Below are 12,751 nucleotides of genomic sequence, written 5' to 3'. Positions count from 1 at the left end.
AGGTCTCAAATTTACCTCGGTCGGTTTCGTAGGGACCTCAATTTTCGTAACGCGTCCCCCGCAATTCGTATTGAAATCCGCACAACCTTGTTACTGCTGTGCTCATTGGGCTTCGTAATCTTCCGTAAAAAATCGGCCACTTTGGCCTTCATGAATTCATTTTCCACTACGTCTATCGGCTTCAGCTCTTGGGGCGCTGAGCCGACTAGAGTCTCATAGACACGGTTAGATCCACTATGAGTGCCACTACCATCGAACCCACAATTTGCAACCAGACTTGTCCGCGGATATAACGTCAGCATGTCGGCTAGGTAAGCACTGGCGTGCCAGCGAATCGCCCATGAGTTGTTTTTGCGTTCTACTTGATCCGACAAAATTCTTAAAAAATATGCGGCGCCGCCATGGTCAAATTCGGCGGCGAGTCCGCGGTCGTGCAATAATTTTAGCAACTTTGCGCCATCCGACTCAAAGTGCTGCCAGGCGCGCGCCCAAGTCGCCCATCCCCAGCAGTCAGCTCCTCTCAAAAAGTAACTCTCGGGAATATTCCCTTCGGCAACGGGATAGGCGTACCCATGGATGCTCGCCACCTTGGAATTGTCGGCATACAGTCGCAGTCCCTGGTTCATAAACCTTAAGAAGTCGGGCGACGTAATTAGGTCGTCTTCCAGTACAATAACTTGCCCATATTGTTCACAAAGATGGGAGACACCATCTATTATAGAAGCAGCCAAACCCATGTTTTCGCTTCGTTCGACAACAGTTAATGATTTGAAGCCGGCAATATTTTTGGCCTGTTGGCGAACCTGATCGACCTTCCTTTGCTCCTCGGGATTTCGTGCCCCATCCGAGAAAACAAAGAGTGGTGTCTGCGCTGCAAGTTCATTGGATGCCAATGCAGAAACAGCTACTTCCATGTGTCTTGGGCGATTAAAAACAAATAGAGCAACGGGCGCAAATGGTTCGGATTCTCTAATCATTAGGAGGCACCTGCGCATCAAGATTCACAAACGGCATCGTCAGGAAAGACATACGTTGCCAGTTGTCGATTGGTTGGCTTTTAAGGTATTTTTTCACTCGGTTCGCTTTGTCGGCTCTTGAAATACGATCTCTGTTTCGCAAAGAAGGACGGGGCTCCATCGATCCGTCACATAACAGTCAAGACACGCTCCAAAATAACTTTCAGGCGGCGGTCAAAATCCTCTTGCTTCCATAACGAAGCTCTTTCAAGCCCCTTCTTGATCAAGGAGCAATGCAGGTCTTCGTCTTCCCACAAACGGTTCATGGCACCTTGAATTGCCTCGATGGATTGCGGCGCGAAATAGAGCGCTGCGTCACCGCACTGTTCCCGCATACCATACTTGTCCGATATCAGAACGGGACAACCGCACGCCATCGCTTCAAGAGGCGGAATATTGGTTGGGCCGAAGAAAGTCGGCATGACCAGTCCTCGGGCACGATGATAAAATCCAGCAAGGTCCGAGTCGGGAACATAACCGACGAAATGAATTGCCTGGGAGAGACCAAGCTCGCCCACCATGGTTTTGACAGTGTCATATTGGCGCGTTGTGCTGCCCGCCAATACCAGCTCCATATCTGGATGGATCGTTCGCGCTGATGCGAGCGCTCTTATGAGCCGCGCGTGGTTCTTGTGAGGCCAGAATTGTGCCGGATAAAAATAGAATTTTTTCGGAAGCCGGTAGCGTTCTGCGAAGTCTGCGGTCTCAACGGAGCCTGTCAGATAGCTCGGAGCAACATAAGGCAGCGGATGGATGTGGTCTTCCCTTGTCCCGTAACTTTCCACGACATGGCGTCGCCCCATCTCCGAATCGACAAGTACGGCAGCGCTTTTATTTGCGAGGTTGCGGAAGCGGCTTTCTCTCAGTTGAAAGCGCAACCAGCTTCCAGCTTCTGGAAAGCCGCGCTCGTATCGGTGCATTAAGTCGTGGATGGTTGCGACCGAGGGTTCGTTGATCTGCCAGGTCAGTGCGTCCTGAGCTGGGAAAATCCATAAATCGCACTGCAGGGACGACAATTCGCGAACGAGCGGATTTAACCAGCCGGCGAGGGCACGCGCGACGGAGCCGGGCAGAACCATGAAGATCTTGGCGAGCAACTCACCACGCTTCCAGTGACGCAATGGAACAGCCTTGAGGCCGTTGGCTTCGAACTGGGGGCGCCATGCTTCATCGCCATAGGCGACGATGACATCGGCTTCGGTGCCATCCATTGACGACAAGGCGTGAACGACGCTCTGCGCATATTGAAACATGCCGCCGGCATGGCGACCTACTCCGAGATAGAAACCAATCCTTGTTCGACGCGAGGTATCTCGGCGGCTAAAATATGTCGTCAATGGTCAGATCACGTTCTTGCGGGCTACGACACAGACGCCCCAGGTCTCAGTCCCCGGGGCCGCGCCGGACATCCATTCCTCGGCAACGACACGGCTCATCCCCGCATTTGCGAGCAGGCGATCAATCTCGGTGAGGAAGAGGTAACGCATGCGGTGGGTTTCGCAAACCATCTCGGTTTTGGCACTCGGCTTCTCCGTCGCGAAAATCGTGTAATTGACATCCACGACGCTTTCAGCGTCGTGCACGACCGATTCCGCGATACGGACGATGGAAACCTCATCATTTTCGAGGCGTTTGGTCCGCGTGCTAGGTCGTTGCCACAGCACTGCAGGCCCGTACCAGAAGTCGAAGATGAATATCCCACCATCCTCAAGGTGATAGGAAACAGTCTCCATCATTGCTTCCAGATCGGCGTCCGAGATCTGATAGCTCAGAACGTGGAACAGCGAAATCACTGCTTGAAATCGCCGATCCGTCCGGAAGCTACGTGCGTCGCCCAGCGAGAAATCAAGTTTGCCGTTCGCCTTTGCCGCCTTCGGCATGGCTGCGGCAAGCATGGTTTCTGACAGCTCGACCCCCAGCACCTCATATCCAGCTTCGGCGATCATGCCGGCATGGATGCCGGTGCCGGATCCCAGCTCCAAAATCCGGGTAACGGGTCTGGTGGCGTGGCGATCCAGCAGAGCTTTCACATAGGCTGTTTCGCCCTCATAGTCCTTGTCTTTGTAGAGAAGGTCATAATACTGGGAATATAAACCGAAACTGGTCGTCAACGGATGACCTCCGCGACGATGCTCGCGACTTCGCGAATTTGCTCTTCCCTGAGTGCGAGACCGCTTGGAATATAAAAGCCGCGTCGCGCAATCCTCGCCGCAACCGGAAGATCGACATCCTTGAAGAAGCCCATTTTCTGCAGAACGGGCTGCTCATGCATCGGCCAGAAAAATGGACGGCAGCCTACGCCCTTCGCAGCCAGTCGCTTCATCGCTTCGGCCGCGTCGAAATCGATCTCGTCCTTCAACACAATGCCGTAAACCCAATAGATATTTCGAGCGTAGGATGTCTCGGCCAACGGCAATTGAATGCCCGGCAGATCCTGAAGCAGTTCCGTATAGAGGCTGCCCATCGCCCGCTTGCGCTCGACGAATTCCGGCAGGCGCTCAAGCTGCGCGCAACCGAGAGCCGCCTGCATATTCGTCATGCGCATATTCCAGCCCAGCTCCTCATGAACAAAGCGGCGGGCAGGAAGGAAGCAGAGATTACGCAGGCCGCGGCATCGATCGGCAATAGCGTCGGAATCGGTGACGATCATGCCACCTTCGCCTGTGGTAATGTGCTTGTTCGGATAGAAGCTGAAAATGCTGACATCACCGAAGCTGCCGCAAGGCTGGCCGTTATATGACTGGCCATGCATTTCTGCCGCGTCCTCAATGATCTTGAGGTTATGGCGGCCGGCGATCTCGTTGATGGCGGCCATATCGCAGGGCAGGCCATAGATATGCACCACCATGATGGCGCGCGTCTTTCGAGTGATTGCCGCTTCGATTTTCGTCGGATCGATATTCCAGGTCAGAGGATCCGAGTCTACCGCAACCGGCACACAGCCAGCTCGCACGATGGCTGCGGCGCAGGAAATGATCGTGAAGGATGGCAATATGACCTCGGAGCCTTCCTCCAGACCAAGCGCCATCATGCCTGCATCGAGAGCCATCGAACCGTTGGCGACAGCGATCGCGTGCCCGCGGCTGACAGATGCAGCAAACTCGCGTTCAAACCGCGTGATGAAGGGGCCTTCGGAGGAAATCCAGCCGGTCTCGATGCATTCCAGCAGATACTTGCTCTCGTTGCCGTTTAGGAGGGGTTCATTGACGGGGATCATTCGGCACCCTTTATCTTGAGCTCCCGCGCCGACGGCACAAATCGCGTCTTATCGGATTCCCCGGCATAAGGACCCTGTTTAACTTCGATGATTTCGGCTTCTTCGATGATTTCGAAGCCATGACCGCCAAAGGCAAGCAGTATGACGTCGCCAGCGCGGAGGATTGCACTTTCGTAGTATTCCTGCGCGTCGGAATAGAAGTCCACACGAACGACGCCCGACTTTATGAGCAGGACCTCCTTCGTGTAGAGAACCTCACGCGCGACGGCGTTGTGGACGTGCGGCTGGATGACATAGCCCGTCGGCCGCTTCATATAGGCGAGTTGCTGCGAAAATTCGTCCGGCGTAAAAAATTGGATACCATCGAACGTGTAGTTCGACCGCAATATTATGGCCTGCAGTTCGCCACCGTTCGTGATCTTTTCTATCATGTTGCTCTTTCCTAAATCGAAGGATGCGTCAGGATGCCGCCAGACCGGCTACTTTGCGTATGCGCCTAACCCCGGCCGAGAAGACAAGTTTGTAAAAATCCTTCATCCGCTGACGGCGCATTTTCTCGAAAAAGCCGACCACCCGCAGCCGCATTTGTTCGTTAACTTCTATGCGGATTTTTTGCAATTTCTTTGGCGCCTGCCCGAGACTGCTCTCGTAATAGTCTACATCGCTGCAATGGACCCCGCTGTCATCAAACCCTGCGTTCACCACGAGGCTCTGGCGGGGGTAGAGGGTCAACATGTTGTCGAGATAAGCACTAGCATGCCACCTGATCGCCCAAGATTGATTCTTGCCGTTGATTTGATTGCGCAGCATCCTAACGAAGAAGGCGTTCCCGCCGTGGTCGAAAGCTTTGGCGAGGCCCTTCTCCTTCAGGGCCGTCAGAAGCTTAGCCCCATTGGGTTCGAAGTGTTTCCACGCCCGGGCCCAGGTTGCCCATCCCCAACAGTCCGCACCACGTAGGAAGTAGCTCTCAGGAGCATCGTCATTCGGAACCGGATAGGCGTAACCGTGAATGCTGGCGACGCGCTCCTCGCTAGCATAGAGGTCGAGCCCCTGGTTCATGTAGCGCAGGAAGTCGGGCGAGGTTATCAGATCATCTTCGACGACGATGACGCGGCCATATTGCTCGCACAGACGTCCCACGCCATCGATGATGGATCCGGCAAGACCATAGTTTTTTTCACGCTCGACGACGGTGACCGATTTGAAACCTGTTACCGTCCTTGCCTGTTCACGGACCTGGCGCACGCGCTCCGCTTCTTTTTCATTGCGCTGACCGTCGCAAAAAATGAACAGCGGCGTCTGTTCCGCCAATTCGTTTGCCTGCAATGCAGCGACGGTCCGTGCCATATGCATGGGACGATTGAAGACAAAAAGTATGACTGGTGCGCATTCCATGATTATTCCCAGCATTTCCTGCGTTGCGCAAATTGCTCGAGTCTGTGTACGAATAAGGTCTCGGCTTCGAGCCGCTCCGTGTCGATCGCTTTTAGCTGCTTACGCCCTTTTTCGATCAGATCAACTGCCACCGCAGGATCCCGAATGCGCAACATTGCATCGGCCCACTGCTCTGCGTCGCTAGTGTCGGCAAACAAAGCCGCATCGCCGACCTGTTCATCGAGGTGCGCCGAATAGATCAACGGCCGACCGACCGCCCAGGCTTCCAACGGCGGTAGATTAGTCGGGCCAAAATAAGTCGACATCACGACGGCCAGCGCACCTTCGTAGAGCGCGCGCATATGATCGACCGGCACGAAGCCAAGAAATGTCACGTTGTCGGACACGCCCAGCTGGCGCGCCTGCTGCTTGATCCAGGCTAAATTACCATGATCCGCACCTGAAAAGACCACGCGTATGTCCGAATTAGCGGCGGTCTTTTGTTTTAATAACGAGATCGCTTCGAGAATGCGTATGTGATTCTTGTGTGGCCAGAACTGCGCCGGATAGAAATAATAACCATCCTTCAATCCGTAATTTTCGAGCACGGCGGCGCGGTCGATCGAATGCGCTTCGGTCAAGAAGGGCGATGGTTCGAAGGGCATCGCAATCATGCGCTCTTCGTCGATACCGTAGCGGATCACAATCCTTTTCAGGAGCTGACGTGAAGCCACGATGACGGCGACAGCGCGCGGCAGGCATGTGGAAAAATGCCACTCGCGTTCTTCGAATTTTCCGTCGGAACTCACTTCGGGGAATTCGAGATCGTCTCGATGACAGAGGTCAAGGACGGTTGTGATGTAGTTGAGCTTGCGGAAGTAGTTCGGAGTCGAGGAGTGGGTAACGAAATATGCCAGATCCATTCCCGCTTCGAGCAATGCTTTTTCTATCGTACTTGCTATCCGCGTATTGCCACGTTCCTTACCCAAGCGACGCAACACGGCGCGTGCAAATCGAGGCAGTCCCGTTGGCCCGCTTATAGGCAGATGCCGTGCATGAACTCCAAGCCGCATTAGATGCTGCAGATTGGCTTTGATTGTCGTGAAAGCCACGACCTCATGCTGTTTTCCAATGATACGCTGGAGTTGTACGATCGCATTGATTGCTTGGTTGAATCCGCCACCGACATGAATAGGGTTTTCTAACAAAATGCCAATTTTCATGCTTTAACTAACCTCAGCGTCCACCAGACGCCTACTTCACATTTCGAACAGGCCGGAGAACCGCGTCGTTTTTCACAGGTAACCTGACACAGCGGACCTCGTCCCCAATTTCTCGTCCCTTTTTTGAAAGGGTCACACCCAGCGGGTGCCGTCGCGAATTGATCGTGACGGATATCCGCAAAAGGGCACTCTCACCAATTAGCGCGAGGGGTGATCAGCGTCATCCATTCCGTTGTACCCGATTAATTCTTGGTATTTGCCTTAGCATATACTGCGATCACGACAACACCTACAACGGCCCGGTCACGAGCAAAGTTGGACGTGTTTGGAGGGGGTCGTTGCAATCTTGAGACAGTGATCGACAATTTCTTCTATGGTGCTTCAATGGCCATCAAAACCTGGGGCGGGAAAGCAAAAAACCGAAGGGCAAATGACCTTTTGCCCGATGAGGACAGTCAAGTGCAGGCGGCTCCTACCGTCGCCAAACCCGACAAATGGAAAGCTCTAGTCTCATTGTGCTAGTCTCACGTTAACCGAAGAGACCGACGATCCGGATTTCGCCGGCCCGCCCGCAGTTACATGGGGGTTGCACTCGTTCGGCCGTTTCCATAAACACGACCTGAAGATTGTATCGAAAGACGATGTGAAAAATGACAAAAACTGCGCTTATTACTGGGGTGACTGGGCAGGATGGTGCCTACCTGGCCGAATTGCTTCTGAGCAAGGGCTATACGGTGCACGGTATCAAGCGGCGGTCGTCGTCTTTTAATACCGGCCGCATCGAACATATCTATCAGGATCCGCATGAGACACATCCGCGCTTCATCCTCCATTATGGCGATATGATCGACTCGACCAATCTCCTGCGGATCGTGCAGCAGACGCAGCCTGACGAAATTTACAACCTCGCCGCACAAAGCCATGTTGGCGTCAGTTTCGAAACGCCTGAATATACGGCGGATGCCGATGGCATTGGGACGCTGAGACTGCTTGAGGCGATCCGTATCCTGGGTCTTGAGAAAAGGACCCGGTTCTACCAGGCATCGACATCGGAGCTCTACGGTCTTGTGCAGCAAGTGCCGCAGAACGAGAAGACGCCGTTTTATCCGCGCTCTCCCTATGCCGCCGCCAAGCTCTATGCCTATTGGATCGTCGTGAATTATCGCGAGGCCTACGGCATGCATGCGTCCAATGGCATTCTATTCAACCACGAAAGCCCGCTTCGCGGCGAAACCTTCGTCACCCGCAAGATCACGATGGCGGTGGCTGCCATCCATCTCGGCCTCCAGGATAAGCTCTTCCTCGGCAATCTCGACGCCAAGCGCGACTGGGGCCACGCGCGCGAATATGTCGAAGGCATGTGGCTGATGCTGCAGCAGGACAAGCCGGAGGACTATGTATTGGCGACGGGCGAGACGACCAGCGTGCGCCAGTTCGTCCAGTGGGCCTTTGCCGACGTGGGCATTACTTTGGAATGGAAGGGATCCGGCGTTGATGAGAAGGGCTATGATGCTGCCTCCGGCCGATGCCTCGTCGAAATCGATCCTCGGTATTTTCGTCCGACGGAAGTCGACCTTTTGCTTGGCGATCCGACCAAAGCACGTCAGAATTTGGGCTGGCACCACAAGACGCCGGTTCGCGAACTCGCCGCCGAAATGGTGCGTGAAGACATCAAGCACTGGAAGGCCCTGAACAGCAGGAAAGATAGCTGAGTGTCCGACTTGTCGAACAAGAAAATCTGGGTGGCCGGTCATCGGGGCATGGTGGGCGGCGCCCTTGTGCGCAGGCTTCACTCAGAAAATTGCACTGTCGTTACGGCAACACGGCAAGAGCTCGATCTGAAGCGGCAGGACGAGGTCGAAAGATTCGTCCAGACCAACAGACCGGATGCGATCATCCTCGCGGCTGCGAAGGTTGGCGGTATTCTGGCGAACGACACCCTTCCGGCCGATTTTCTCTACGACAATCTGATCATCGAGGCCAATATCTTCGAAGCCGCGCACCGCTGTGGCGTCGACAGGCTTCTGTTTCTGGGGTCGAGTTGCATTTACCCCAAATTTGCGCCGCAGCCGATTTCTGAAGATGCGCTTCTGACCGGCCCGCTCGAGCCGACCAACGAATGGTATGCCGTCGCCAAGATTGCCGGCATCAAGCTGGCGGAAGCCTACCGCAAGCAGCACGGGCGCGATTATATTTCTGCCATGCCCACCAATCTTTATGGTCCGGGCGATAATTTCGATCTGCAATCCAGTCACGTCCTGCCCGCGCTCATTCGCAAAGCCCACGTCGCAAAGGTGACAGGGGCACCCGAAATTACCATCTGGGGAACTGGAACGCCGCGACGGGAATTTCTTCACGTCGACGATTGTGCCGATGCGCTCGTTTTCCTGTTGAGGAATTATTCCGACGCGCAACATGTCAATGTCGGTTCGGGAGAGGATATCGAAATCGTCGAACTGGCGCGCTTGGTTTGCCGCGTGGTCGGTTATGAAGGAACAATCGCCCACGACCTCTCCAAGCCGGACGGTACACCGCGCAAGCTCATGAGCACAGACAAGCTGAAGAGCATGGGCTGGAAGCCGCGTATCTCGCTGGAGGACGGCATCCGCGCCGTGTATGACTGGTTTCTGCAGTTCGAGGGCAACGCCGGCGCGGTGCGACAGTAGCGGTCGAGCCGTTTTGAATCGCGTCGATGATGACGTCGCCGATCCGTCGGCGCGGCAATCCGCGTGCCGTCAGCATCGGGCGCGGCGTTGGTTTGATGTCTCGCCGCAAGCGGCGCTGTTGATCGAGGCACGCGATGACGCCCTGCCTCACCCCAATCATTCAGCTGCTTCGACAAGCCGCCGGTAAGGCATCCGCATCAACGGCTGCTGTCTTATCAATGAGGAAGAATTGGCTGGGGAACCTGGATTCGAACCAAGATCGACGGAGTCAGAGTCCGCTGTTCTACCATTGAACTATTCCCCAGCAAGAGCGAACCGGCGGGCGGTTCGGCTGGTGTGCGGCGCTTATAAACAAAAGCCCGCCGATTGCAAATACCTGTTTTGAAAAAAATCGGCGCCTTTTCGGCGAGGGCTGAAACTATTCCGCAAATCCCTCTGCCAAAAAAGAATTTGGTGATTTTGGCGGGCGCTGATATTCTTGCGGCAACGCAAAAATCGAATGAGCGCCTGCTGCATACCTCAGGGAGTTGCGCGGCGCGGTGGAAAAACAACGTGGAAGACCCCGAAGGCGGCGTGAAGTCGCAATTTGACGGGGCGTCGGCGGCAGGGCGCAAGGACGGCAAGAAGTCCAGGCGTCGCAAGGGCAAGCGCGGCGGGCAAACCCGCAGCGCCGCTCATCCCGCTTCGCATGAGCTCTCCGGCAATGCCGGGCAGCCAGCGCGCCCAATGGAAGATGCCGCCGGACATCCGGCCCGCAAGCGAAAGCGGCGCCGTCGCGGCGGCCATGGCGCTTCGCAGGAGGGCTCGCTTCAACCCCAGCCGATGGAACAGACGGGCGTCGCAGCCAATGCCGCCCGGGACGGCGGCGATTCGCCGTCGAGCCGGCGCAACCGCCGCAAGCATCGCGGCAAGCGCGGCCTGCAGGGCCGGCCGCTGACATCGGCAAAGCCTTCCCATATCCAGCCGCAGGAAAACCGGGCGGAAGAGACGGCGCGTGCCGCCGCGCCGCGCGAAATGCAGAACGGCGCAGGCCGCAAGGGCCGCCCGGAAAGCCACGCGCACCAGGGGGATCGCCAGGCGCCCGAGCATGCCTGGCCGGAAGAGCTTTATGCCGCTCTAGATCTCGGCACCAACAATTGCCGTCTGCTCATTGCCCAGCCGACCCGTCCGGGCCAGTTCCGCGTCGTCGATGCCTTTTCCCGCATCGTCCGCCTCGGCGAAGGCCTGGCGGCGAGCGGCCGTCTGTCCGATGAGGCGATGGAAAGGGCGATCGAGGCGCTGAGGGTCTGCGCCTCCAAGCTCCGGAACCGGGAAATCCGCCGCATGCGGCTGATCGCCACCGAAGCCTGCCGCCAGGCAGTCAATGGCGAGGAATTCCTTGGCCGCGTCGTTGCCGAAACCGGCCTCGAGCTCGAAATCATCGATCGGGAGACCGAGGCGCGGCTTGCCGTCTCCGGCTGCTCTTCGCTCGTCGGGCGCGAGACACGCTCCGTCGTGCTCTTCGATATCGGCGGCGGTTCGTCGGAGATCGCCGTCATCCGCATCGGCGACAATCGCTTCAGCCGGCTCGCCAATCACATCACCCATTGGACGTCCCTGCCGGTCGGCGTCGTGACGCTGTCGGAGCGTCACGGCGGGCGTGATGTCACGCCGGAGCTTTTCGAAGGCATGGTGCGCGAGGTCGAAGGCATGCTCGGGCGCTTCGATTGCCCCGAGATCGAAATTGTCCAGACCGGCGATTTCCACCTGATCGGCACGTCCGGCACGGTAACGACGCTTGCCGGCGTGCATCTCGACCTGCCGCGTTATGACCGGCGCAAGGTCGATGGCATCTGGCTGTCGGATGATGAGGTCTCCGCCATGCAGGCAAAACTTCTCTCCTGGGATTTCGACAGCCGTGCGGCCAATCCCTGCATCGGACCGGACCGGGCCGATCTGGTGCTCGCCGGCTGCGCCATCCTCGAGGCGATCCGCCGCCGCTGGCCGAGCCCGCGCATGCGTGTTGCCGATCGCGGCTTGAGGGAAGGCCTGCTCACCGACATGATGGCCGATGACGGCGTGTGGCGGCGCAATCGCAATCGCCGCGGCCAGCGCGCGAAATGAGGGGAAGGGCATGACCAAGGCACCGATCGCGGGAAATCGCACCGGCCGCAAGCTCGGCCAGCGCGTCAAGAACAAGAAGATGAAGGCCTCCTCCCGCCAGTGGCTGCAGCGCCACATCAACGATCCCTATGTGCAGCGCGCCCAGCTCGAAGGCTATCGCGCCCGCGCCGCCTTCAAGCTGTTGGAGATCGACGAGAAATATCACATCCTGCGCGGCGCCAAGCGGATTATCGATCTGGGTGCGGCACCCGGCAGCTGGTCGCAGATCGCCGCCAAGGTCACCGGTTCGACCGATGAGGATATCCGTGTCGCCGCCATCGATTTCCTCGAAATGGCCCAGCTTCCCGGCGTCAAGATCCTGCAGCTCGATTTCCTTGATCCGAGCGCGCCGGAAAAGCTGATGGAGGCCGTCGGCGGCACGCCCGATCTCGTCATCTCCGATATGGCAGCACCAACCACCGGCCACCACCGCACCGACCACCTGCGCACCATGCATCTGTGCGAAGTCGCGGCCCATTTCGCCATCGAGGTGCTGGGGGAGGGCGGGCATTTCCTCACCAAGACCTTTCAGGGCGGCACGGAGCGTGATCTGCTTGCCATGTTGAAGCAGAATTTCCGTCAGGTGGTCCACGTCAAGCCCAACGCGTCGCGCGCCGAATCGGTCGAGATGTTTTTGCTGGCCAAGGGCTTCAAAGGCCGCAAGGCGGAAGCTGACGCAGAGCAAGCTTGATCTCCGGTCGATCCCGGCCGATGATGACGATCCCATGCTTCTTTACGTCACGCTCGGAACCAACGACCTTGACCGCGCAGGGCATTTTTACGATGCCGTTCTGCCCGTGCTCGGCTATCGCCGCCAGCATTATTCGCAGGAGGAGATCGGCTATTCCGCCGTGGGCGATACGCGCTGCCGCTTCTGGGTGGTAACGCCCTTCAATCGCCGCCGGGCGAGCGCGGGCAACGGCGCCATGGTCGCGTTCACGGCCGAAACGCGGGCGGCCGTCGATGCCTTCCATGCGGCGGCGATCGCGGCAGGCGCCGCCGATGAAGGCGGGCCGGGCCTGCGCTCCTACCATGCCCATTTTTATGCCGCCTATGTCCGCGATCTCGACGGCAACAAGCTCTCTGCCGTCTGCGAGAGCCCTGAATAGAAAG

12 protein-coding genes and 1 tRNA gene are annotated in these 12,751 nt (G+C 57.1%); 5 read left to right on the top strand and 8 right to left on the bottom strand.

What is annotated here, in order from left to right:
* Positions 1-11: 11 nt before the first annotated feature.
* From CO671_RS08535 to CO671_RS08505, 7 genes are all read right to left on the bottom strand, one after another.
* Positions 12-977, bottom strand: coding sequence for a glycosyltransferase family 2 protein (locus tag CO671_RS08535; protein ID WP_245424960.1), 966 nt, complete (start codon positions 975-977; stop codon positions 12-14).
* A gap of 167 nt (positions 978-1,144) precedes the next feature.
* Positions 1,145-2,353 (bottom strand): glycosyltransferase family 1 protein, encoded by a 1,209-nt coding sequence (locus CO671_RS08530; RefSeq protein WP_245424959.1) that lies wholly within the window; start codon positions 2,351-2,353, stop codon positions 1,145-1,147.
* A 3-nt stretch (positions 2,354-2,356) separates the two neighbouring features.
* Positions 2,357-3,127 (bottom strand): class I SAM-dependent methyltransferase, encoded by a 771-nt coding sequence (locus CO671_RS08525; RefSeq protein WP_097605572.1) that lies wholly within the window; start codon positions 3,125-3,127, stop codon positions 2,357-2,359.
* Positions 3,124-4,233 carry a DegT/DnrJ/EryC1/StrS family aminotransferase gene (locus CO671_RS08520; protein ID WP_097605571.1) on the bottom strand — a complete coding sequence of 370 codons (1,110 nt, stop codon included), beginning with the start codon at positions 4,231-4,233 and terminating at the stop codon, positions 3,124-3,126. Before CO671_RS08520 ends, CO671_RS08525 begins: the two co-directional genes overlap by 4 nt.
* On the bottom strand, positions 4,230-4,664 hold the full coding sequence (locus tag CO671_RS08515; RefSeq protein WP_016734708.1) for a hypothetical protein: 435 nt from the start codon (positions 4,662-4,664) through the stop codon (positions 4,230-4,232). Before CO671_RS08515 ends, CO671_RS08520 begins: the two co-directional genes overlap by 4 nt.
* 28 nt (positions 4,665-4,692) lie before the next feature.
* A complete protein-coding gene (locus CO671_RS08510; RefSeq protein ID WP_245424958.1) occupies positions 4,693-5,643 on the bottom strand; it encodes a glycosyltransferase family 2 protein in 951 nt (316 codons plus the stop codon).
* Complete coding sequence (locus tag CO671_RS08505) at positions 5,631-6,830, bottom strand: glycosyltransferase family 1 protein (RefSeq protein ID WP_097605569.1); 1,200 nt, start codon at positions 6,828-6,830, stop codon at positions 5,631-5,633. Before CO671_RS08505 ends, CO671_RS08510 begins: the two co-directional genes overlap by 13 nt.
* 650 nt (positions 6,831-7,480) lie before the next feature.
* On the opposite strand from CO671_RS08505, the gene gmd reads away from it, so the two are divergent.
* Positions 7,481-8,542, top strand: a complete 1,062-nt coding sequence (gene gmd / locus CO671_RS08500) for a GDP-mannose 4,6-dehydratase (RefSeq protein ID WP_097605568.1) — start codon at positions 7,481-7,483, stop codon at positions 8,540-8,542.
* A complete protein-coding gene (locus tag CO671_RS08495) occupies positions 8,543-9,496 on the top strand; it encodes a GDP-L-fucose synthase (protein ID WP_097605567.1) in 954 nt (317 codons plus the stop codon).
* A 230-nt stretch (positions 9,497-9,726) separates the two neighbouring features.
* Here the strand turns inward: CO671_RS08495 and CO671_RS08490 are convergent.
* Positions 9,727-9,800 (bottom strand) — tRNA-Gln (locus CO671_RS08490).
* Between the two features lie 248 nt (positions 9,801-10,048).
* On the opposite strand from CO671_RS08490, the gene CO671_RS08485 reads away from it, so the two are divergent.
* From CO671_RS08485 to CO671_RS08475, 3 genes are read left to right on the top strand one after another with little or no spacing between them, the layout of a single operon-like run.
* Positions 10,049-11,599 carry a Ppx/GppA phosphatase family protein gene (locus CO671_RS08485; RefSeq protein WP_097605566.1) on the top strand — a complete coding sequence of 517 codons (1,551 nt, stop codon included), beginning with the start codon at positions 10,049-10,051 and terminating at the stop codon, positions 11,597-11,599.
* A 10-nt stretch (positions 11,600-11,609) separates the two neighbouring features.
* Positions 11,610-12,329: an RlmE family RNA methyltransferase gene (locus tag CO671_RS08480; RefSeq protein ID WP_097605565.1), complete on the top strand. Its 720-nt coding sequence runs from the start codon at positions 11,610-11,612 to the stop codon at positions 12,327-12,329.
* A gap of 34 nt (positions 12,330-12,363) precedes the next feature.
* Entirely contained in the window at positions 12,364-12,747 is a 384-nt protein-coding gene (locus CO671_RS08475; RefSeq protein ID WP_097605564.1) for a VOC family protein, read from the top strand.
* Positions 12,748-12,751 lie beyond the last annotated feature (4 nt).

The organism is Rhizobium sp. M10 (assembly GCF_002531955.1).
Lineage (GTDB): Bacteria > Pseudomonadota > Alphaproteobacteria > Rhizobiales > Rhizobiaceae > Rhizobium > Rhizobium etli_C.
Note: the sequence above shows the minus strand (reverse complement) of the source record. Positions and strands in the feature narration are given on the sequence as shown.